Source organism: Methylobacterium gregans (assembly GCF_022179245.1).
Taxonomy (GTDB): domain Bacteria; phylum Pseudomonadota; class Alphaproteobacteria; order Rhizobiales; family Beijerinckiaceae; genus Methylobacterium; species Methylobacterium gregans.
The window spans coordinates 1-19,804 of the sequence record NZ_BPQM01000037.1; the positions used below are offsets into that span (position 1 = coordinate 1).

A 19,804-nucleotide genomic window follows, 5' to 3' on the forward strand; every position below is an offset into this window, starting at 1 on the left:
CGCGCCGGCCGCGATCACCGCTGCGGCGTTGCTCGAATCGATCCCCGCGATGGCGCCCAGCGGGAAATCCGCCCCCCTGGCGAGGCGTCCGCGGAAGACGATGCGCGCGAGCCCGTCCAGGCCGACGGGCGGGTCGGGATTGGTCTTGCTGCCGGTCGCGAAGACGCCGCCGATGCAGGCGTAGTCCACGGGCAGGCGGTAGAGCTCATCGGCCTGAGCCGCGTTCTTCAGGGTGAGGCCGATGATGGCGCTGGCGCCGAGAAGGCCGCGCGCATCGGCCGGGTGCATGTCGCTCTGGCCGAGATGCACGCCCTCGGCACCGGCCGCGAGCGCGAGGTCGACCCGGTCGTTGACGAGCAGCGGTACCCGGCCCCCGAGCGCGGCCCGGATCGCGCGGATCCGCTCCAGGGCCGCGCGGGCATCGGCGATGTCCTTCTCGCGGTACTGGAGCAGGGTGCAGCCGCCGGCCGCAGCCTCGGCCGCCATCCTGGCGAGGCGCCCCCCGTCTCCGCCGCAGACCCCGACGTCGAGGAGCCCGTAGAGCCTCAGATCGACGGGGGAACTGACGCGCATCAGGACCTTCCTGCGGGCTGTCTTGTCAGAAAGGTCGGAGCCTCGCCCGCCCGGCACCCAAAGGCGGTTTGGGTCCTGGGCCGACGCTTTGCAAGGTGAAGCCCCAGCTTTGTTGACGCCGGCCGGCAAAGTACGGCTAAGAACCGCGTCAATATCACCCCGCGCGGTGCCGCGCCGGGACGCGGAGGCGCTCCCGCACGTTCCCTGTCGATGTCGAGCATGTCCGGAGTCGAGAGCGTACGGATCACGGAGGGGCGGGAGCCGCCCCGCGCGGTGGAGAATCCCTCCTCCGTCGGCCTCGTCGCGGTGATCGTGGCGGCGACCGAGGGGGAGCCGCGCGCCCTCACCGTGCGGGTTCCCGGACAGGCGCCGGGCCGCGGCGATGGCCTGCCGGCGGGGCCGCTCGTCTCCGAGCACGCGACGCTGGAGCGCGGCCTGCGCGCCTGGGTCGAGCGGCAGACGCACCAGCGCCTCGGCTATGTCGAGCAGCTCTACACCTTCGGCGACCGCGACCGATCGGGCGACGGCGGCGCCGGGATGCACTCGCTCTCCGTGGCCTATCTGGCGCTGGTGCGCGAGGAGCGCCCGGCCGGTCTCGCCGAGGCCGCGTGGCAGAACTGGTACCGCTACCTCCCCTACGAGGATTTCCGGCGCGGACGTCCGCCGCAGCTCGACGCGATCGCGGCGCGGCTCGAGGCCTGGGCGGCCGAGCCGGCCGAGGCGAAGCTGCGCCGCCTGCGCGCCGACCGCCTCGGCCTGACCTTCGGCCTCGGAGGCGGCACTTGGAGCGACGAGCGCGTGCTGGAGCGCTACGAGTTGCTGTTCGAGGCCGGGCTGATCCCGGAGGCGCAGGGCAATGCGGGTCAGGCGGTGCCGGGCGACCCGACCGGCGTGCCGATGGCCTTCGACCACCGCCGGGTTCTGGCCACCGCGATCGGACGCATGCGCGGCAAGATCAAGTATCGCCCAGTCGTGTTCGAGCTGATGCCGCCGGCCTTCACTCTGCTCCAGCTCCAGCGCACCGTCGAGGCCCTGGCTGGCACGCCGCTCCACAAGCAGAATTTTCGCCGGCTCGTGGCGCAGCAGGGGCTGGTCGAGGAGACCGAGGACGTCACCAGCGGCACGGCGGGCCGCCCGGCCCGCCTCGTGCGCTTCCGCCGCGAGGTGCTGCTGGAACGCCCCGCCCCGGGCCTCAGGCTGACGCCCTCGCGGCGCTCCTGAGGTTCAGCGGTCGCCGTAGGTGTGCGCATCCTCGGGGAAGCGCCCGGCGCGCACCTCGTCGGCGTAGGTCTTCACCGCGGCCTCGATATGGGCGCGCAGCGAGCCGAACTGCTTGACGAATTTCGGCGTGCGCTCGGAGAGGCCCAGCATGTCCTCCAGGACCAGGATCTGCCCGTCGCAGGTCGAGGAGGCGCCGATGCCGATCGTGGCGGCGGTCACCTCGGGGGCGGCCGCGATGGTCCGCGCCACCGGCTCGACGATGCCCTCCAGCACGATCGCGAAGGCGCCCGCCTCGCTGATCGCGCGGGCATCCTCCAGGAGCAGCCGCTCGCCGTCCGGTCCCCTGCCCTGCACCCGGAAGCCGCCCATCGTGTTCACCGACTGGGGGGTGAGGCCGATATGGCCCATCACCGGCACCCCGCGCTGGGTCAGGAAGGCGACGGTCTCGGCGAAGCGCGCACCCCCCTCGAGCTTCACCGCGCCCGCCCCGGTCTCCTTCAGGATCCGCGCCGCGCTCATGAAGGCCTGCTCGCGGCTGGCCTCGTAGGAGCCGAAAGGCATGTCGACGACGACGAGGGCGCGCGAGGTACCCCGCATCACCGCCTGCGCCTGGAGGATCATCATCTCCAGGGTGACGGGCAGCGTCGATTCCATGCCGTGCATCACCATGCCGAGCGAGTCGCCGACCAGGATGAAGTCGCAGTAGGCGTCGAGGATCGAGGCCGTGTGGGCATGGTAGGCGGTGAGCGAGATGATCTTGCGCCCTTCCGCCTTGGCCTTGGCGATGTCGGTGGCCCGGAGGCGGCGGGATTGCACGACCTGCGACATTGGCACGGTGTCCTTGGCACGGCTTCCCGGAGCGGGTCCGCACCCGCCTCCCGGCACGACGCGCGGCATATATAGGGTGTGCAGGCCTGGAAACCCGGGCGGCCGAGAAAGCCCGGACTTTGTCGTCCACACCCCCTGATCGTTGCGGCGAGGCGGGGCTCGGTGAGAGGCAGCGAGAGGAGCGGATATGACGGTGTCGAGCGAGGACGAGCTCACGGCCCTCAAGGCGATCGGACGGATCGTCGCCGACGCGCTGGAGGCGATGGGCCGCGCCATCGAGCCCGGCATGAGCACGCGTGAGCTCGATCGGATCGGGCGGCAGGTTCTGGAGACCGCGGGCGCTCGCCCGGCACCCGAGATGGTCTACGGCTTCCCCGGGGCGACCTGCATCAGCGTCAACGAGGAGATCGCGCACGGCATCCCGGGCGAGCGCAGGATCCAGCCTGGCGATCTCGTCAACATCGACGTCTCCGCCGAGAAGGCCGGCTACTTCGCCGACACGGGAGCCTCGTTCGCCGTGCCGCCCGCGACGCGCAAGGTCGAGCGGCTCTGCAAGGATGGCCGCCGGGCGATGTGGGCGGGTCTGCGCGAGGTCGGCGCCGACAGGCCGCTGGCGGGTATCGGCCGGGCGGTGGGCGCCTTCGCGCGGAAGAACGGCTACACGCTGGTGCGCAACCTCGCGAGCCACGGCGTCGGCCTCTCGCTGCACGAGGAGCCCAAGGAGATCGCGACCTGGCCCGACGCCGCCGAGCGCCGGATCATGGGCGAGGGGCTGGTTTTGACCGTGGAACCCTTCCTGTCGCTCGGGGCCGATTTCGCCGAGGACGGCGACGATCCCTGGACCCTCTACAGCCGGCCCAGAGCCCTGACGGTGCAGTACGAGCACACCGTCGTCGCCACCCGGAACGGGCCCCTGATCCTGACCATGCCGAGCCCGTAGGCGCGCGACGGCGGCTCAGCGGCCCCGCAGGATCAGCCGGTCGCCGCGCACCTCGTAGCCGGGCAGCCGCGTGAGGAAGCTCTGGCCGAGCAGGTTCTGGCTGAGGGCACCCGTGCGCGCCACAAGGGCCGGCACCCGGCGCTCGGTGACCGGTCCGATGCTCACGGAATCGAGCAGGATCGGCGCTGTGTAGGCCGTGCCGTTCGCGGTCGAGACGCGGCTCGTGAAGGCAGCCTCGGCCGGTCGGATGCCGAGCGCCGCGGCGTTCTCGGCGGTGAGCACCACGGCGCTGGCGCCGGTGTCGAAGGCGAAGGCCTGGACGCGCCCGTTGACCTCGGCCTCGACCTCGAAATCCCCGTCCTGTCGCCGGACGATCGTGTCGGTCCGGCCCGAGACCACGGCGCTGCCGGGCCGCAACTCGCCGACGACCCGGGAGCTGACGCCCTGGATCTCGTCGCGGTAGCTGTAGGCGACGATGCAGGCGAGCCCGAGCGCCAGCCAGATCAGGGCGTGTCGGAGGCTGACCCCGAGCCCGCTGCCGAAGCGGCGCCAGTAGCCGGCGGTGACAAGCATCAGCGTGCCGACGCCGAAAGCGATGCCCGCGAAGGTGTCCGGCTCGATGCCCCCGACACTGCCGCTCCCGTCCGTGAGAACGAGGAGCGCCACGACGGCGACGATCGCGGCGATCGCGAGATAGGGGATCATCCGGACGCGGCCTGCCTGCCCTCGGTTGTCGGATAGGCCAAGCGCAGACGGGCCTCGAGCCCCGCCATGATCGCGCGGCGCTGCGCCTCGCCGAGCCCGCCCCAGGCGGCGATCTCATCGCGGGTGCGCCCGCAGCCGCGGCAGAGCCCGGTCTCCGAATCGAGAATGCAGACCTTGGTGCAGGGACTCGACAGCGTCTGCGGCATCGTTTGCGACGGCTTCTCCACGATGGGCCCACATGTCCGCCGATCGGCCACGAGATCAAGGGCGGATCAACCATCCGGGAGGCGATCAGGCCGGCACCGGTCGTCAGGCCGGCAGGCAGGCGATCAGGCCGAGGAGGCCTGCGATCTCAGCGACCTGCTGGCAGGCGCCGACCACGTCGCCGGTCTGGCCGCCGATCCTGGCGGCGGCGAGCCGCGTCAGGGCGAGCGCCGCGAGGCCGGAGAGCAGCAGCATCAGCAGGACCCCGTGGGGCGGGAGCCCGAACGGCAGGGCCAGCAGCGTCAGCACGAGACCGAATCCCGCAGCGGTCCCGAGCGTCCCGCGGGTCGGCCGACCGACCGACGCGCTGAGGCCGCCCGGCCGCGCCGGTCCGAGCAGCACCATCGGCAGCAGCGCCGCCACCCGCGAGAGCGCGGCGGCCAGCAGCAGCGCGACCGCCGCCGCGGCGGCCACCCGATCGAGCAGCGTCGCCAGGGCGCCGATTCGCAGGGCCAGCGCCAGGACGAGCGCTGTCGCCCCGTAGGCGCCGATGCGGCTGTCGCGCATGATCTCCAGGCGCCGCGCCGGCGTCGCGCCGCCGAACCCGTCCGCCACGTCGGCCAGCCCATCCTCGTGCAGGGCTCCGGTGACCGCGACGGAGACAGCGAGCGCCAGCACCGCCGCGATGAACGGCCCGAGACCGAGACCCCAGGCGGCGAGCAGCGCGGCCGCCGAGGGCAGCGCCAGGATCAGACCGGCGATCGGCAGCACCCGCGGCACGGTCGCGAAGTCGGGCGCCGCGTGCGGGTCGCCGCCGCCGAGATGGGGTACCGGCAGGCGCGAGTAGAAGCGCAGACAGGCGGCCAGATCCCGCAGGAGAAAGCGGCCGGGCCAGTCGGCCTCGCCGCCCGAGGGTCGCTCGTTCATCGCCCGCGTCCCTTCCAGAGTGCCATCAGCCGGACCCGCGGCGCGGCCGGCGCCTTCACCCCCTGCCCCGGCGGCACTATAGCGTGCGGGCCGGGCGCGGCCGCAGCCCCCGTTCGGGCCGCCCACAGGATTGCGCACATGACCGAGAGCCCCTTCGCCGACATCCGCCGCCTCATCGCGACGATGCCAGAGGCCGATGCGGAGGCTGCAGGCGCAGTCGCGGCGCGCGATGCCGAACTGACGAAGCCGGCGGGGGCACTGGGACGGCTGGAGGAGTTGGTCGCCTGGCTCGCGGCCTGGCAGGGCAAGGCACCGCCCTCCCTCGACCGGCCGCTCGTCTGCGTGTTCGCGGCGAGCCACGGCGTGACGCGGCGCGGGGTCTCGGCCTTCCCGGACGCGGTGAACCGGCAGATGCTCGACAATTTCGCCGCAGGCGGCGCGGCGATCAACCAGATCTGTGCGACCTACGGCCTCGGCTTCAAGGTGTTCGACCTCGCGCTCGACGTTCCGACCGGTGACATCTGCGAGGGCCCGGCGCTGGACGAGCGCGGTTGCGTCGCCACCATGGCGTTCGGCATGGAATCGATCGCGGCCGGCACCGACTGCCTCGGGATCGGCGAGATGGGCATCGGCAACACAACGATCGCCGCGGCGATCTACGCCGCCCTGTTCGGGGCTGAGCCCGCGCACTGGGTCGGGCGCGGCACCGGGGTCGACGCCGCGGGCTACGCTCGCAAGGTCGCGGTGGTCGAGACGGCGCTCGCCCACCATGCCGGCCACCTCTCCGACCCGCTGGAGGTGCTGCGCCGGCTCGGCGGCCGCGAGATCGCCGCGATGGCCGGCGCGATCCTGGCCGCGCGACTGCAGCGCGTGCCGGTGGTGATCGACGGCTACGTCTCGACCGCGGCGGCGGCCGTGCTGCACGCCCTCGATCCCAGCGCCCTCGACCACTGTCTTGCCGGGCACGTCTCGGCGGAGGGCGCGCACGAGGAGGTGCTGGAGCGGCTGGGCCTGAAGCCCCTGCTCGCGCTCGGCATGCGCCTCGGCGAGGGCTCGGGCGCCGCCCTGGCGATCGGTCTCCTGAAGGGGGCCCTCGCCTGCCACCGCGACATGGCGACCTTCGCGCAGGCCGGCGTCTCGGGCAGGTCCGGGGCGTGAAGGGGTCCTGAAACGCGCTTTGCGCGCAACGGCTTGAACGCGCTATGGGGTGGCCCTGGCCGGATGCCGCCCCCGCGCCGTCATCGTTGACGAAGACAGACCCATGAAGATCACCCAGGCCTTCACCTTCGAGGCAGCCCACCGCCTGCCGAACGTGCCCTCCACGCATCGCTGCCACCGGATGCACGGTCATTCCTACCGGGTCGAGCTGACGGTCGCGGGCGACATCGATCCCCGCACCGGCTGGGTGATCGACTTCTACGACATCGAGGAGATCTTCCGGCCCCTGCTGGAGCGCCTCGACCACCACACCCTCAACGACATCGAGGGGTTGGATAACCCGACCGCCGAGCACATCGCGGCCTGGATCTGGCATCGGGCGAAGCCGGGCCTGCCCGGCCTCGCGGTGGTGCGGGTCTACGAGACCCCGATGTCATGGGCGGAGTATGCGGGTGAGTGAGGCAGGCCAGGACATCCGTACCGGGACCGATAGCGGGATCGGCGACGAGCGCGCGCTGGTGCTGTTCTCGGGCGGCCAGGACTCGGCCACCTGCCTCGCCTGGGCGCTCGACCGCTTCGCCCGCGTCGAGACGCTCGGTTTCGATTACGGCCAGCGCCATCGGATCGAACTCGATGCCCGCGCACGGCTGCGCCAGGGCCTCGCCCGCCTCGTCCCCGCCTGGGGCCGGCGCCTCGGCGAGGACCATACCCTCGCTCTCGACGCGCTCGGCCAGGTCTCCGAGACGGCGCTGACCCGCGAGGCCGAGATCGGCTACGCGGCCTCGGGCCTGCCCAACACCTTCGTGCCGGGCCGCAACCTCGTCTTCCTGACCTTCGCGGCCGCGCTCGCCTACCGGCGCGGCATCCGCCACATCGTCGGCGGCATGTGCGAGACGGACTTCTCGGGCTATCCCGACTGCCGCGACGACGCCATCAAGGCTGTGCAGGTGGCGCTTAATCTCGGCATGGACCGCCGCTTCGTGCTGCACACGCCGCTGATGTGGATCGACAAGGCGCAGACCTGGTCGCTCGCGCAGGACCTCGGCGGTCACGGGCTCGTCGATCTGATCGTGGAGGACAGCCATACCTGCTATCTCGGCGAGCGCGGCGCCCGACATGCCTGGGGCTACGGCTGCGGGACCTGCCCTGCCTGCCAGCTGCGCGCGGAGGGCCATGCCCGCTTCGTCGCGGCCGAGGTGGCGGGAGCGAGCTGAGACGCGAACGCCCCAGCCCGATCGTCTCAGGCCGCCCGCACAGTCGCCAGGAAGCGCTCCACCTCGACGCCGAGATGCTCGGACTGCCGGGACAGCTCGGAGGCCGACGTGAGCACCTGCGCGGCGGCCGCACCCGTCTCCTCGACCGCGCCCGCGACCCCCGCAATGTTCGCCGTCACCTCGCCGGTCCCCATCGAAGCCTGGGCGACGTTGCGCACGATCTCCTGCGTCGCTGCCCCCTGCTGCTCCACCGCCGCCGCGATCTGGGCCGCCACCGCATCGATCTCGCGGATCCGCCCCGAGATGCCCTCGATCGCCTGCACGGCCTCGTGCGTGGAGCCCTGGATCCGCTGGATCTGCGTCGCGATCTCCTCGGTTGCCCGCGCGGTCTGCGAGGCGAGGTCCTTCACCTCGCTGGCCACGACTGCGAAGCCGCGTCCCGCCTCGCCGGCGCGGGCCGCCTCGATCGTGGCGTTGAGTGCCAGCAGGTTGGTCTGGCCCGCGATGGTCGAGATCAGGCCGATCACATCGCCGATGCGCCCGGCCGCCCGGCTCAGCGCGTTCACGAGTTCGGCGGTCTGCTCCGCCTCGCCGACCGCCGAGCGCGCGAGACCGGCCGAGCCCGCGACCTGCCGTCCGATCTCCTGCACCGACGAGCCCAGTTCCTCCGCCGCCGCCGCGACGGTCTGCACGTTTGAGGCAGCCTGACCGGCGGCCGCCGCAACCGTGTTCGACCGATTGGCGGTCTCGTTAGCCGTGGACGTCATCTGTTGGGCGGTGGCTTGCAGCTCGGTTGCCGAGGACGACACCATGCCGACGATGCCCCCGACCGCCCGCTCGAAGCCGTCGGCGAGTTCCACCATGGTGCGCTGGCGCTCGGCGGCGGCGGCGGCGTCGGCGATGCGTTTGATCTCGGCCTGCTCGGCAGCCTTCTGCGCCACCATCGCCTTGATGCCCTCGACCGCCTTGCCCACGGCACCGATCTCGTCGCCGCGTCGCGCCTCCGCGATCTCCGCGTCGATCTCGCCCGCAGCCATGCGCCGCAGCACCGCGACCAGCCGCGCCAGCGGCCGGGCGATCGCCAGCACCACGATTGCCGCCGAGAGGGCGACGATGAGCGCGAGCCCCGCGAGCCCGGACACGATCAGGGTACGTGTGGCCTCATGCACCTCGTCGGCGGTGCGCAGCTTGGCCGCCTGCAGCTCCTTCGCAACGTGCGCTTCGCGTTCCTCAAGCCAAGCGTTGAGCTTGTGCCTGTTCACCATGCCGACGTCGCGCGCGATCTGAAACGCTTCGTCGCGGCGTCCTTCGAGGCCGAGGGCCGTTGTCCGGCGCAGGACCGCGAAGAAGGCGTCGATGTCGCGCTGCACCGTCAGGTTCATCTCGCGGCGATCCGGCGTGTCCGACATCGCGAGTAGCGTCTCGACCGCGCCGCTCGCCGCTCGCATCGCGGCCTCCTGCGGGCCCTTGAAGCGGGCCTGTTTCCGCGGGTCCGCCTCGAGCAGCATGTTGCGGTCCATCGCGGCGGCCTCCGCGAGGCCGAACCGGATACGCGCGAGGCTGTCCTGCCGGGTGACCTGGACGTCGATCAGCCCAGCGGTGCGGGCGGAGATGCGCTGCATCACGTCCTGCGCATAGAGGATCAGACCGGCTCCGACCAGAAGGACCAGCGCGAACGGCAGGGACAACTTGAAGAGAAACGATCTGTCGTTCAGGGCGCGCATGGTCTTGGCTCAATGATGGGCAGGATGCTGATTTTGTAGACATCTGACCAAAGCTGCTAAGGGCACGTAAATTTCCAACTGGTCGAATACAATCAATTGGAAGTTGTAATTTTGTGATGTAAAGCATCGAGTTGAATCTTCGGGCCGGCAGGTTGCTCGACGTCGCGCCCGGAGCGCCGTCCGATATCGTGGTAAGGCATAGGCAGCTCGCACGCGCGATCGTGAAGATGGCTGCCCCCGCGCTTCTCGGGCCGTTGCTTGACGCCGTGGACGCGTGCGCCCCAATGATCGGCAACGATCAGGGAGGTCATGCATGCAGGCGCGGGATGCCGCCGCACCGGGGCTCGGCGCGCGCGCCGCGCTCTCTCGGCGCCAAGCACTGCTGACGACGTTCGGCGGCTTCTGCCTCTGCTGCCTGCCGGGCCGGCTCCGCGCCGAGGCGCTCGCCCTGGAGGAGGTCGGCCCGGGCGTCTTCGTGCGCCGTGGGCCGAATGCCGAGGCCAGCCCCGACAACGCCGACGCCATCGCCAATACGGGCTTCATCGTCGGCCGCGACGGCGTGCTGGTGACGGAATCGGGCGGCAGCCTCGCGGACGGGCAGTGGCTACGCGGCGAGATCCGGAAGCGGACGGACAAGCCGATCCGCCACGTGGTGATGAGTCACGTCCATCCGGACCACTGCTTCGGCGCGGCGGCCTTCGCGGAGGACGAGCCGACCTATATCGGTCATCACGCCCTTCGGGCGGCGCTCGAGGCACGGGGCGCGTACTACCGCAAGCGGCTGGAGGATGTGCTCGGGGCCGACAAGGCCGGCACCGTCGTCTACCCGACGCAGGCGGTGACGGAGGGGGCCGAGGTCGACCTGGGCGACCGCATCCTGCGTTTCACCGCCCACCCGTCGGCGCACACCCCGACCGATCTCTCGATGATCGATACCGGCAGCGGGCTTCTCTTCACCGGCGACCTGCTCTCGGTCGGGCGCATCCCCTCCCTCGACGGCAGCCTGAACGGCTGGCTCAAGGAGATCGATCGTCTGAAAGCGTTCGGAGCGGCGCGCGCCGTGCCGGGCCATGGCCCGGTCAGCGTCGATCCCGTCCCGGCACTGGCGGATCTCGCCCGCTATCTCGGCCTGCTGCGCGACGAGACCCGCAAGGCGATCGCCGCGGACATCACGATCGAGAAGGCTGTCGGCACTGTCGCGCAGTCCGAACGGGGCAAGTGGGACCTGTTCGACGACTACAATGCCCGAAACGTGACCGTCGCCTACAAGGAACTGGAGTGGGAATAGCTGGCGCGGATCTTACATAACACTGCTCAGGAGGAACGCCACCATGCTCGCAACGAAGCTTGCCCCCCTCGCCTTCGGACTCGTGCTCGCTGCCGCGGGGGCGGCCCTGGCCGCCGGCCCCTCCGATACGGACGCGGAGCGCGAGGCGCGCTGGCGGGACGTCGCCGCCTCGATCTTCAAGGACCGTACGATCCAGCCGACCGAGACCCTCGTGAAGGTCGAGGCCCCGAAGCGGGCGGAGGATGCCGCGCTCGTGCCGATCACCCTGACCATGCCCGAGAAAGACAAGGTCCAGGCCGTCCACCTCGTCATCGACGACAACCCCTCGCCCTACGCCGCGCATTTCCGCTTCGGCCCGGCCGCCGATCCGAGCGAGCTGCGCTTGCGCGTGCGGGTGAACAGCTACACCAACGTCCACGCGGTCGCCGAGACGAAGGACGGCGCGCTCTACGAGGCCACGAAGTTCGTCAAGGCCTCCGGCGGTTGCTCGGCCCCGATGGGCATGAGCGACGAGGAGGCGATGAAGGGCATGGGCGAGATGCGGATGAAGTTCGCCGGGGAGGCTCAGGCCGGCAAGCCGGTCGAGGCGACCCTGATGATCCGCCACCCGAACTTTTCCGGCATGCAGATGAACCAGATCACCCGCGACTACACGCCTGCGCGCTACGTCAACAAGATCACGGTCGATACCGGCAATCGCAACGTGTTCGTGATGGACGGGGACATCTCGATCGCCTCGAACCCGGTGATCAACTTCGCCTTTTTGCCGGCAGGGCCGGTCAAGGTGACGGCGACCGACAATCAGGGCGGGCGCTGGGAGCACAGCTTCACCGCGCCGAGCGCGAGCAACTGAGCCGTGCGGATCCTGCCAAGGGGAGCGGCAGCCCTCGCCGCGCTCGCCCTGCTCGTCGCGGCGGCGCCCGCCGACTCGCCCGTGAACGTGCCGGAGCCGGACGGGCTCTGGACTGGGCCACAGCGCGGCTACACGCCGGCCACGCTCACGGGCGCCGCCGTGATCGACGCCGACCGGCTCGCCGCGATGCTGCCGGACAAGCCGGTGCTTCTCGACGTGGTCCTGATGGACCGCAAGCCCGCGAACTTCCCTGCCGACCGGCCCTGGCTGCCGACCCACCGCTCGATCCCCGGCGCCGTCTGGATGCCGGGCGCGGGCGTCGCCCCGCTGAGCCCGGAGCGCGAGGCCCTGTTCCTCCGGCGCGTCGCGGAGCTGACGGGAGGCGACAAGGCCAAGCCCGTGGTGACGTTCTGCCGCCCCGAGTGCTGGGGTAGCTGGAACGCCGGGCGCCGCCTCGTGCTTGCCGGCTACACCAGCGTGCACTGGTTCCCGCAAGGCGTCGAAGGCTGGCAGGACGATCACGAGACCGCCGTGGCGAAGCCGGATGCGGCCTGGGCGGCGCTGCCGCCTGAGGCCGAGCGTTAGGCCGCGCGCCGCTCTTCCGCGCGTGCGACCTGCGCCACCGCCTCCCGGAGCGTCCCGAGGTCGGCGTCGGACCGCATCCCGGCGGTCGAGAGGTGGCGCCGGTAGGCGCGCGCTCCGGGTCGCCCGTTGAACAGGCCCAGCATGTGCCGCGTCACCGCGTGGAGGCGCTCGCCGCGCGCCAGAACCTCGGCGATGTAGGGCTCGAAGGCCTCGACGGCCGCGAAAGCGTCGGCGTGCGGAGCCGGAGCGCCGAACAGCACCGCGTCGACCGAGAGGAGCAACGCCGGCTCGGTGTAGGCGGCTCGGCCGACCATCACGCCGTCGACCTCGGCGAGCCGCGCCAGCGCCTCCGCCAGGGTGGCGATGCCGCCGTTGACGGCCATCGGCAGGTCCGGATGGGCGCGTTTCAGCCGGGCGACGCGGCCGTAATCGAGGGGCGGCACGTCGCGGTTCTCCTTCGGCGAGAGGCCCTGGAGCCAGGCTTTCCGGGCATGAACCACGACGCCGTCCACGCCCGCAGCCACCACCGCCTCCGCGAGAGCGTCGAGAGCCGCTTCCGGATCCTGATCGTCGACGCCGATGCGGCATTTCACGGTCACGGGAACTCGTACCTCCGCCTTCATGGCAGCGACGCAGGACGCCACAAGGGCGGGCTCGCGCATCAGGCAGGCGCCGAAGCGCCCCTCCTGGACCCGGTCGGACGGGCAGCCGACATTGAGGTTCACCTCATCGTAGCCGAGGTCGGCGGCGATCCGAGCCGAGGCGGCCAACTCCTCCGGGTCCGAGCCGCCGAGCTGCAGCGCGACCGGGTGCTCCATCGGCGAGAAGCCGAGCAGCCGCTCGCGCGGTCCGTGCAGCACGGCACCCGTCGTCACCATCTCGGTGTAGAGCCGGGCGTGCCGGGACAGGGTCCGGTGGAAGGCCCGGCAATGCCGGTCCGTCCAGTCCATCATTGGCGCGACACTGAATCGCCAACCGCGGAGCGCGCCCGCTTCTTCCGCCGCACCAGTCACGTGGTCCTCTCTCACTCTCGCACAGGATCAGGCTCGGACCGGCTCGTACGGTCTCGGTTGCGTCTGCTGCAGGGCCGCTCCGCGCTGTCGCTCGCGCACCGTAGGCACCGCTGGCGCGCCCCCGCGATGACGGACCTCCCGGATACCACGCGCTGACGATCGTCCAAAGAGATGGGCCATTGCACCGGGAGGCCAAGACCGTCCGGCGGCGTCGGACGAGTTTGCGCAGGCCGGGGGCGTGACACGCGGCAGCGTGGTCGACAGCGTGCCAGAGCGCACATGATTCCTTCAGGGCCCATGCTAACCGTTCGGGGATGGGCGCCCTTCGGGGCCCTTCCTCCCAAGAGACTCAGCCCGCCCGGCCCTGCCGCGGCGGGCAATTTTCGTCGGCGGCATCCAGGCTCAACCAAGAGGCGACCGGAACGGTTTGCCTGAGCTTCTCGTTGCGTGGCCGCACCCCGCGGCGACATCACAGGTCGCGGCCTTCAGCTGGTTACAGGACGAGGAAGCGCCCCATGAACAAGCTCATTCGGAGCACGATGACGGCTGCCCTGCTGACAGCGGGGGCAACGATGGCGCTCGCTCAGGGCGGTCCCGGTGGCGGGGCCGGCGGCGGCGGTGCCGGCGCAGCAGGCGGAGCAGGTGCGGGGCCTGTCGGCGGAGTGGGCGCCGGTGGTGGCGCCGGTGCCGGTGGTGGCGCCGGTGTCGGCGGTCCCGCTGCTCCCGGTGGGGGAACCGGCGCGCGGGGCGGCGAGGCCGGTGGGGTGCGCGGCGGCGCTGCGACCGAGCCGCGGGGTGGGAGCGAGGGACGCCCCGCCGCCGGCGTAGTCGGTGAACGCGGCGGTGCCGCCGAGCGCGGGGCAGCGGGTGAGCGTCCCGACGGAGCGGACCGCGGCGGGCGCTCGGACGGGGCCGATCGCGCCGGCGAACGCCAGGACGGGCGCGGTTCGGCTCGCGGCAACGACGATCGCGGCGGACCGGGCGCGCGGAACGGCCGGGCGGAGCGCGGTGAGCGCGGCGCGGCCCGCGGTGCCGTGAACCGGCTCGACAGCAGCCAGCGGACTGAGTTCCGGCAGTCGATCACCCGCGTCGGCGTGAGCCGCGTCACCAACGTGAACTTCAGCCTGAATGTCGGCACGGCCATTCCGCGCTCGGTCACGTTGCACCGGCTCCCGCCGGCGATCGTCACCCTGGTGCCGGCCTACGAGGGCTACAGCTTCATCCTCGTGCGCGACGACATCGTGATCATCGATCCGGACACCTACGAGATCGTGGACGTCATCCCGGCGTAGCATCTGCTGCGGAGCCGGCGTCGACCCCCGCTCCTGTAGCGACGACAAGCCCGCCCGGCCGAGCCGTGGCGGGCTATTTTTAGGTCCTTGGGCTCACGGAGGTCGATGCGGGTCACGAACCGGACGACCGCGTTCGGCGTCCGAGAAACGATCCGTTTCGGCTGGTGTCGCAAAGCTAGATGGCCCGTCTCTGCCCGATGTTTGCAAGATATAGTGCAAATTATTGGAGAGTTAACGAAAAATAAGTCGTGCAAGTACCCTAATGGAAGAGGGATAAATTAAATTCCTATCTTTTGGGGAAAACTTCAGTGCGCGCGCTCTCGATACGTTCCAAGTTGACGGGGTCGTTCCTCATCTTGGTCCTTTTCATCGCAGTTCTCTCGTTCGTCGGCTATCAGAGCGCTGTGGGGATGAACGGGTTGCTCCGCGATGTTCAAACGAACTGGCTGCCCAGCGTTCGAACCGCGAGCCAGGTCGACGCGCTGACCGGGCGCTACACGACGAGCGTGCTGCGACACATCCTGACGAGCGAGCCGAAGATGCTCGCGGCCATCGACAAGGATCTGAGCGAGCGCACGCGCAAACTCACCGAGGCGCGCGAGGCCTACGAGCCGCTGATCAGCTCGCCGGAGGAGCGCGCCTTGTATGATGGGTTCTCCAAGAACTGGGCGGAGTTTGCAGCGACGGTCGAACCGATTCTTGACCTGTCGCGTACCGGTCGGAAGGCCGAGGCCCTGGCGATGTACGAAAGTCGGGGCGTCGGCCCGAGGCGCGCCGCCTCCGTGTCCCTCGACAAGATCGTCGCGCTGAATCAGGCTGGCAGCGCCCAAGCCGAGACGCTGAGCGCGGAGATCTATTCTCAGACCCGGACCCTCCTGATCGCGGTCGGCCTCCTCGCTGTGGGTCTCGCCGTGACGCTCGGCGCGGTGATCGTCCGCTCGATCGCGCGCGATATCGCCTCGGTGGTGGAACCGATGAACGCGCTGGCCGCCGGGGATGCGAGCGTCTCCATCCCGCATCAGGGAGCGCGCACCGAAATCGGAATGATCGCCGCCGCGGTACAGGTCTTCAAGAACAACCTGATCCGTACCCGTCAGCTCGAAGAGGAGACGGCGCTGGCGCGGGCCTCGGCGGAGGAGCAGCGCAAGGCCGGCATGCGCCAGATGGCTGACGGCTTTGAGGCGGCGGTCGGCGGCATCGTCGGCCTGGTCTCCTCGGCAGCCAGCGAGCTGCAGGCCACCGCCCAGAGCATGAGCGCCACCGCCGGCCAGACGGCGGGCCAGTCCACCAGCGTGGCGGCCGCCGCCGCCCAGGCGGCGGCCAACGTCAACACGGTGGCGGCCGCGGCCGAGGAGCTCGGCTCCTCGGTGGCCGAGATCGGCCGGCAGGTCTCGGGCTCGGCCGATCTGGCGCAGGCGGCGGTGGCGGAGGCCAACGCCACGGCGGGCCTGGTGCAGGATCTGGCGCAGGCGGCCAGCCGCATCGGCGACGTGGTGGCGCTGATCTCGCAGATCGCCGGTCAGACCAACCTGCTGGCGCTCAACGCCACGATCGAGGCGGCGCGCGCCGGCGAGGCGGGGCGGGGCTTTGCGGTGGTGGCGGCCGAGGTGAAGGAGCTGGCCGCCCAGACGGCGCGGGCGACGGAGGAGATCACGACGCAGATCGGCCGGATCCAGGGCTCGACGGATCAGGCGGTCGGCGCGATCGGCGGGATCGGCACGCGGATCCGGGAGATCGCGGGTGTGGCGGCCTCGATTGCGGCGGCGGTGGAGGAGCAGGGCGCGGCGACCCAGGAGATCGTGCGCAACGTCTCGCAGGCCTCGGCCGGCACGGGCGAGGTGACGCGCAGCATCGCGGGCGTGGCGGGCGCGGTCGAGGAGACGGGTGCGGCCGCCTCCCAGGTGCTCGGCGCGGCGTCCGAGCTGTCGCGCCAGTCCGAGCACCTCTCGGCCGAGGTCAGCCGCTTCCTGAGCGGGGTACGCGCGGCGTAAGTGTCCGCGTCCAGCTCTGGTCCCCTACCGCCCACCTGTCCGATCCATAGGTGCTCGGGCAGGCGCCTTCCTTGCTCGGCTGCGCCATGCTCCGCTGCGCAGGAGACGACGGAGGCGCACCTGGACGTGGGCGCGGAAGTGTGGGTGCGTGGAGTGGGGGTGAGCGCCGGGTACGACGTTCGCGCAGCCTACGGCCAGAACAGTGCCACTGCCGCGATCATCGTAAGAATCAGCGTCGAACCGACCGCGATGCAGAGGCTCAAATGGGTGCGGCGGCTCAACATCCGAAGGTTGTAGGCGAAGCCGGGCATCGTGTGTCCCTCGCATGATGCCGCGGCCGAGCTGCTGAGAAGCACTTCCAGGCATACGGCACAGGACCGGACGGAGCGGGCAGCCACCCGCCGCGCGGTCTCGCCGTGTCGAAATCGAGGTTGCACTGCGACTTCGTCGCCGGTGCCTCTACACCCCGACGAGGCGCAGGGTCCGGCTTTGGTTGTCGGCATCCGGTGCGGACCGGGTCTGATCGCGGCCGTTCGCCTTGGCCTCGTACACGGCCGCATCCGCGCGTCGGTACAGAGCGTCGGCGCCTGTGTCGGTCGCCTCTGGCCCGATGCCTAGCCCGATGCTGACCGTGACCGAGCCGGCAGAGACTCCTGCCGACGCGACTGCCAAGGTCTTGACGGCAGCGTGGATCTCGGAGGCGATGCGCCAAGCGCCGTCCCTGTCCGTCTCCGGCAGAAGGACCGCGAACTCCTCTCCCCCGATCCGGCAGACGAGGTCGCGCGGCCGGTGCACGCTCGCGGCCAGACGATCCGCCAACGCTTTAAGAACGGCGTCGCCGATCGGATGACCGTAGCGGTCGTTGAAGGACTTGAAGTGATCGGCATCGACGATCAGCATCGAGATCGGCTTGCCGCTGCGTCGGGCATCATGCCACGCCTGTTCCAGCGCTTGCTCGAAGCACCGCCGGTTCGCTACGCCCGTCAGGGCGTCGGTGCGGGAGAGCCGCGCGAGTTCCTCATGCAAGGCCGCCCGGCGACGCAGGTCGCGCCCGCACAGCAGCGTGAGGAACAGCGTCAGCCCGCACAGGGCGACGAGACCACCGCCGATGATCAGGGCTTTGGCGCGCCACTCCGCCTCGATCTTATGGATCGACAGGGCGACGTTCAGGACGAGCGGCCAGTTGCCGATCTGGGTGAACGCATAGTGCCGCTCGACCCCGTCCCGCACGGACGTTCCGATGAACGCGCCGCTGTGACTGCTCACGAACCGCTTGAAGGTCGGCGCACGCGCTATGTTCACGCCGATGTCCGCCTCGAGATAGGGGTGGCGCATGATCCGCGTGCCATCGCGCAGATACAGGTTGATGGCCCCATCGTGTCCGAGAGTGAGCGGTTCGAAGAGGCGGCTGAAATAGGTCAGCTTCAGGCTCCCGAAGGCTACGCCGCCGAAGCTCCCGTCGGGCTTATCGATGCGCCGACTGAACGGGAGCATGCGCTCGCCGGTCAGCCGCGATACGATCGGTTCGCCGATGTAGAGACCGAGGTCCGCGCGGTCCTGGTGCACGCGGAAATACGTGCGGTCGGCGTAGTTGCCCTTGCGCGGCGTCACGGTGCCCTGGTCGACCACGATGTCGCCGCGCTCGTCGAGAACGAACATCACGCCCATGTCCTGCGCGGTCGTCGCGCGGTCGAACAGGATGAGCTGGCGCAAGCTCGGGCTGACCTTCTCCAAGCCCGGGGCTTTGAGATTCTCGGTCACGGCCCGCAGGGACAGATCGAACAGCTCGATGTTGCGGGCGATGTCGCGCTCGAGGACCTGGAGGAGGTTCTTCGATGTCTGCTCGGCGTTCGCGTAGGCGTCGCGCCTGAGGTCGAGCAGCATCGTCCCGGACATGACGAGCATGCCGAGAGGCGCGACGACGCCCAAGGCGATCCAGGTGCGGGTGGAGCGCAGGCGCCGCAAGAAGGAAAGTGGCAGAGCCATCAGCGGGCACTCGAGCGTCCGATCAACGATGCAGCTCTGGCGTGTGAGGCTTTTATGAATGCTTCCTGCGGTGGTTAATCGCTGCGGGTTGCGCCTTCATCCCTAATGCCGGGTTTCCCGGCCTCGGCGACAGAGCCGGGCTTCGGCCCTCTGTTTAGAGCCTCGCTCCCCGTCGCCGCACCGCAGATCAATCCGGGCCGGGTTAGGCGACGATTGGGGCCAAGCGTCTTGGCCCTGATCGATGGGCAAGAGGTTGTCGTGCCATGGAATCTCTCGGCGGTCCGGGCGGCGGTCGAGCTCACCGCCCGGTCGCTCAGCATCGCGCATGAGGCGAAGGCTTGCTGCGCGCCGATGAAGCCGGCCGATCCGGGGCAGACCTACCGGTTGCCGAGGGCCGGGCCGCCGGCCGCTCCCCCCGTTCCGGGCGGCCCGCTGGTCGGGGTGCCGCCGATATTGACCCCCGGCGTCGTCCCGGGCACGGCGGAGTTGCTGGGGTTGGCCGCATTCCCAGCGGATGGGGCGGGCGAACCGAGATTGCGCTCGCCCGGCCGCACACCTCCTGTATCCGCAGGGGCCTGAACACCGGTATTGCCAGCCCCGCCCGTCACGACCTGGGCCGAGGCCGGGGCCGCGAGAGCCAGCATCAGGGCCGCGAATTGCCCTGTGGTCCTGGTGATCGTCCGCATGCGTCGGCTGCTCCACTGGCTGGGGTCGGAGCCCAACCCACGAGATCCCCAGGAGTTCGCCCCCCCTCTCGCACCGCGGGCGGCTCATCCCGATATCTGTACGGGCGGCCGAGGGGCCGGTACGTCCGGTCCCGAGCGCGCGGGGCGAACCTCCGCGCCAGCCGAGGCGTTTGTCCGCCGCTGGCAGTCCAGGAGAGTGTGTCGTGTACAAGGTAAGAGGGACAGATCCGTCAGGCCGGGTCATGACCTTTGCCTGTGGGACCGATGAGCAGGCGATGGAGAAGACCTGGGAGCTGCAGCGGCGCGGCTTTCGCGACGTCGTGGTCCTCGATCCTAAAGGTAAGGAACTGAACGCCAGGGCCTTCGAGCGGTCGCTGGACATAGACTGGGACTGACCGGGCGAACCGATCACGGCAACGGCGGTGTGTCGGCCGACGGAAAGACTTCGTTAACCATAACGACCTAGCTCGATCCTCGAGCTGCCGGTCACCGTCTCAACACCGGGGCAGCGCGCAACGGGCGATCCGAGCCACCCTCTCGGATCGCCCTTCCTCTCACCGACCCACCGGAGGGGCGCGTGAGGTGCGGCGCCCGCATCTCACGCGCCCCTCCGGTG

22 protein-coding genes are annotated in these 19,804 nt (G+C 70.5%); 11 read left to right on the forward strand and 11 right to left on the reverse strand.

Annotated features, from left to right (window positions below; translation table 11 throughout):
- A partial coding sequence (locus tag MFF54_RS08940; protein WP_238302257.1) for a thiamine phosphate synthase occupies positions 1-573 on the reverse strand: 573 nt, incomplete at its 3' end.
- A gap of 219 nt (positions 574-792) precedes the next feature.
- Between MFF54_RS08940 and MFF54_RS08945 the strand changes: the two genes are divergently transcribed.
- A complete protein-coding gene (locus MFF54_RS08945; RefSeq protein ID WP_238302258.1) occupies positions 793-1,794 on the forward strand; it encodes an NUDIX hydrolase in 1,002 nt (333 codons plus the stop codon).
- A gap of 3 nt (positions 1,795-1,797) precedes the next feature.
- Here the strand turns inward: MFF54_RS08945 and panB are convergent, their stop codons facing one another.
- Positions 1,798-2,622, reverse strand: coding sequence for a 3-methyl-2-oxobutanoate hydroxymethyltransferase (gene panB, locus MFF54_RS08950; protein WP_238302259.1), 825 nt, complete (start codon positions 2,620-2,622; stop codon positions 1,798-1,800).
- A gap of 187 nt (positions 2,623-2,809) precedes the next feature.
- Here panB and map point away from each other — a divergent pair, with 187 nt between their 5' ends.
- Positions 2,810-3,562 (forward strand): type I methionyl aminopeptidase, encoded by a 753-nt coding sequence (map, locus tag MFF54_RS08955; protein WP_238302260.1) that lies wholly within the window; start codon positions 2,810-2,812, stop codon positions 3,560-3,562.
- Between the two features lie 15 nt (positions 3,563-3,577).
- Here the strand turns inward: map and MFF54_RS08960 are convergent, their stop codons facing one another.
- From MFF54_RS08960 to cobS, 3 genes are all read right to left on the reverse strand, one after another.
- Positions 3,578-4,267 carry a retropepsin-like aspartic protease family protein gene (locus tag MFF54_RS08960; RefSeq protein ID WP_238302261.1) on the reverse strand — a complete coding sequence of 230 codons (690 nt, stop codon included), beginning with the start codon at positions 4,265-4,267 and terminating at the stop codon, positions 3,578-3,580.
- Complete coding sequence (locus tag MFF54_RS08965) at positions 4,264-4,473, reverse strand: DUF1289 domain-containing protein (RefSeq protein ID WP_238302277.1); 210 nt, start codon at positions 4,471-4,473, stop codon at positions 4,264-4,266. The genes MFF54_RS08960 and MFF54_RS08965 overlap by 4 nt, the downstream gene beginning before the upstream one ends.
- 103 nt (positions 4,474-4,576) lie before the next feature.
- On the reverse strand, positions 4,577-5,398 hold the full coding sequence (gene cobS, locus MFF54_RS08970) for an adenosylcobinamide-GDP ribazoletransferase (protein WP_238302262.1): 822 nt from the start codon (positions 5,396-5,398) through the stop codon (positions 4,577-4,579).
- A gap of 138 nt (positions 5,399-5,536) precedes the next feature.
- Here cobS and cobT point away from each other — a divergent pair, with 138 nt between their 5' ends.
- From cobT to queC, 3 genes are all read left to right on the forward strand, one after another.
- On the forward strand, positions 5,537-6,556 hold the full coding sequence (cobT, locus tag MFF54_RS08975; protein WP_238302263.1) for a nicotinate-nucleotide--dimethylbenzimidazole phosphoribosyltransferase: 1,020 nt from the start codon (positions 5,537-5,539) through the stop codon (positions 6,554-6,556).
- Positions 6,557-6,659: 103 nt separating this feature from the next.
- Positions 6,660-7,016, forward strand: a complete 357-nt coding sequence (queD, locus tag MFF54_RS08980; protein WP_238302264.1) for a 6-carboxytetrahydropterin synthase QueD — start codon at positions 6,660-6,662, stop codon at positions 7,014-7,016.
- A gap of 37 nt (positions 7,017-7,053) precedes the next feature.
- Positions 7,054-7,770 (forward strand): 7-cyano-7-deazaguanine synthase QueC, encoded by a 717-nt coding sequence (gene queC / locus MFF54_RS08985; RefSeq protein ID WP_370880269.1) that lies wholly within the window; start codon positions 7,054-7,056, stop codon positions 7,768-7,770.
- A 26-nt stretch (positions 7,771-7,796) separates the two neighbouring features.
- Here queC and MFF54_RS08990 read toward each other — a convergent pair whose 3' ends face one another.
- Together MFF54_RS08990 and MFF54_RS08995 are read right to left on the reverse strand one after the other, a co-directional pair.
- A complete protein-coding gene (locus MFF54_RS08990) occupies positions 7,797-9,494 on the reverse strand; it encodes a methyl-accepting chemotaxis protein (RefSeq protein WP_238302266.1) in 1,698 nt (565 codons plus the stop codon).
- Between the two features lie 92 nt (positions 9,495-9,586).
- Positions 9,587-9,805: a hypothetical protein gene (locus MFF54_RS08995; protein WP_238302267.1), complete on the reverse strand. Its 219-nt coding sequence runs from the start codon at positions 9,803-9,805 to the stop codon at positions 9,587-9,589.
- 2 nt (positions 9,806-9,807) lie between these two features.
- Here MFF54_RS08995 and MFF54_RS09000 point away from each other — a divergent pair, with 2 nt between their 5' ends.
- Genes MFF54_RS09000 through MFF54_RS09010 form a run of 3 tightly spaced genes read left to right on the forward strand, consistent with a single transcriptional unit; the run spans position 9,808 to position 12,220 of the window.
- Positions 9,808-10,782, forward strand: a complete 975-nt coding sequence (locus MFF54_RS09000) for a quinoprotein relay system zinc metallohydrolase 2 (RefSeq protein WP_238302268.1) — start codon at positions 9,808-9,810, stop codon at positions 10,780-10,782.
- 43 nt (positions 10,783-10,825) lie between these two features.
- Positions 10,826-11,635, forward strand: a complete 810-nt coding sequence (locus tag MFF54_RS09005) for a quinoprotein dehydrogenase-associated SoxYZ-like carrier (protein WP_238302269.1) — start codon at positions 10,826-10,828, stop codon at positions 11,633-11,635.
- Positions 11,636-11,638: 3 nt separating this feature from the next.
- The gene (locus tag MFF54_RS09010) at positions 11,639-12,220 is read left to right on the forward strand and encodes a rhodanese-like domain-containing protein (RefSeq protein WP_238302270.1); all 582 of its coding nucleotides are present in this window, start codon (positions 11,639-11,641) and stop codon (positions 12,218-12,220) included.
- Here MFF54_RS09010 and dusA read toward each other — a convergent pair.
- A complete protein-coding gene (gene dusA, locus MFF54_RS09015; RefSeq protein WP_283206266.1) occupies positions 12,217-13,233 on the reverse strand; it encodes a tRNA dihydrouridine(20/20a) synthase DusA in 1,017 nt (338 codons plus the stop codon). The two genes, MFF54_RS09010 and dusA, sit on opposite strands and share 4 nt — an antisense overlap.
- A 515-nt stretch (positions 13,234-13,748) precedes the next feature.
- On the opposite strand from dusA, the gene MFF54_RS09020 reads away from it, so the two are divergent.
- Together MFF54_RS09020 and MFF54_RS09025 are read left to right on the forward strand one after the other, a co-directional pair.
- Positions 13,749-14,525 (forward strand): DUF1236 domain-containing protein, encoded by a 777-nt coding sequence (locus MFF54_RS09020; protein WP_238302272.1) that lies wholly within the window; start codon positions 13,749-13,751, stop codon positions 14,523-14,525.
- A 293-nt stretch (positions 14,526-14,818) separates the two neighbouring features.
- Entirely contained in the window at positions 14,819-16,516 is a 1,698-nt protein-coding gene (locus tag MFF54_RS09025; protein WP_238302273.1) for a methyl-accepting chemotaxis protein, read from the forward strand.
- Positions 16,517-16,704: 188 nt separating this feature from the next.
- Here MFF54_RS09025 and MFF54_RS27635 read toward each other — a convergent pair whose 3' ends face one another.
- The 3 genes from MFF54_RS27635 to MFF54_RS09035 form a co-directional block, all read right to left on the reverse strand.
- On the reverse strand, positions 16,705-16,827 hold the full coding sequence (locus MFF54_RS27635; protein WP_283206267.1) for a hypothetical protein: 123 nt from the start codon (positions 16,825-16,827) through the stop codon (positions 16,705-16,707).
- A 148-nt stretch (positions 16,828-16,975) separates the two neighbouring features.
- Positions 16,976-18,502: a sensor domain-containing diguanylate cyclase gene (locus tag MFF54_RS09030; protein ID WP_238302274.1), complete on the reverse strand. Its 1,527-nt coding sequence runs from the start codon at positions 18,500-18,502 to the stop codon at positions 16,976-16,978.
- A gap of 377 nt (positions 18,503-18,879) precedes the next feature.
- The gene (locus MFF54_RS09035) at positions 18,880-19,188 is read right to left on the reverse strand and encodes a hypothetical protein (protein WP_238302275.1); all 309 of its coding nucleotides are present in this window, start codon (positions 19,186-19,188) and stop codon (positions 18,880-18,882) included.
- Between the two features lie 203 nt (positions 19,189-19,391).
- Here MFF54_RS09035 and MFF54_RS09040 point away from each other — a divergent pair, with 203 nt between their 5' ends.
- On the forward strand, positions 19,392-19,583 hold the full coding sequence (locus MFF54_RS09040; RefSeq protein WP_238302276.1) for a hypothetical protein: 192 nt from the start codon (positions 19,392-19,394) through the stop codon (positions 19,581-19,583).
- Positions 19,584-19,804: the final 221 nt, after the last annotated feature.

What these genes read in the sequence shown, in the direction of transcription:
- MFF54_RS08945 (WP_238302258.1), top strand. Translation starts at nt 793, where the DNA reads ATGTCCGGAGTCGAGAGCGTACGGATCACGGAGGGGCGGGAGCCGCCC.
- panB (WP_238302259.1), bottom strand. Translation starts at nt 2,622, where the DNA reads ATGTCGCAGGTCGTGCAATCCCGCCGCCTCCGGGCCACCGACATCGCC.
- map (WP_238302260.1), top strand. Translation starts at nt 2,810, where the DNA reads ATGACGGTGTCGAGCGAGGACGAGCTCACGGCCCTCAAGGCGATCGGA.
- MFF54_RS08960 (WP_238302261.1), bottom strand. Translation starts at nt 4,267, where the DNA reads ATGATCCCCTATCTCGCGATCGCCGCGATCGTCGCCGTCGTGGCGCTC.
- MFF54_RS08965 (WP_238302277.1), bottom strand. Translation starts at nt 4,473, where the DNA reads ATGCCGCAGACGCTGTCGAGTCCCTGCACCAAGGTCTGCATTCTCGAT.
- cobS (WP_238302262.1), bottom strand. Translation starts at nt 5,398, where the DNA reads ATGAACGAGCGACCCTCGGGCGGCGAGGCCGACTGGCCCGGCCGCTTT.
- cobT (WP_238302263.1), top strand. Translation starts at nt 5,537, where the DNA reads ATGACCGAGAGCCCCTTCGCCGACATCCGCCGCCTCATCGCGACGATG.
- queD (WP_238302264.1), top strand. Translation starts at nt 6,660, where the DNA reads ATGAAGATCACCCAGGCCTTCACCTTCGAGGCAGCCCACCGCCTGCCG.
- MFF54_RS08990 (WP_238302266.1), bottom strand. Translation starts at nt 9,494, where the DNA reads ATGCGCGCCCTGAACGACAGATCGTTTCTCTTCAAGTTGTCCCTGCCG.
- MFF54_RS08995 (WP_238302267.1), bottom strand. Translation starts at nt 9,805, where the DNA reads ATGACCTCCCTGATCGTTGCCGATCATTGGGGCGCACGCGTCCACGGC.
- MFF54_RS09000 (WP_238302268.1), top strand. Translation starts at nt 9,808, where the DNA reads ATGCAGGCGCGGGATGCCGCCGCACCGGGGCTCGGCGCGCGCGCCGCG.
- MFF54_RS09005 (WP_238302269.1), top strand. Translation starts at nt 10,826, where the DNA reads ATGCTCGCAACGAAGCTTGCCCCCCTCGCCTTCGGACTCGTGCTCGCT.
- MFF54_RS09020 (WP_238302272.1), top strand. Translation starts at nt 13,749, where the DNA reads ATGAACAAGCTCATTCGGAGCACGATGACGGCTGCCCTGCTGACAGCG.
- MFF54_RS27635 (WP_283206267.1), bottom strand. Translation starts at nt 16,827, where the DNA reads ATGCCCGGCTTCGCCTACAACCTTCGGATGTTGAGCCGCCGCACCCAT.
- MFF54_RS09030 (WP_238302274.1), bottom strand. Translation starts at nt 18,502, where the DNA reads ATGGCTCTGCCACTTTCCTTCTTGCGGCGCCTGCGCTCCACCCGCACC.
- MFF54_RS09035 (WP_238302275.1), bottom strand. Translation starts at nt 19,188, where the DNA reads ATGCGGACGATCACCAGGACCACAGGGCAATTCGCGGCCCTGATGCTG.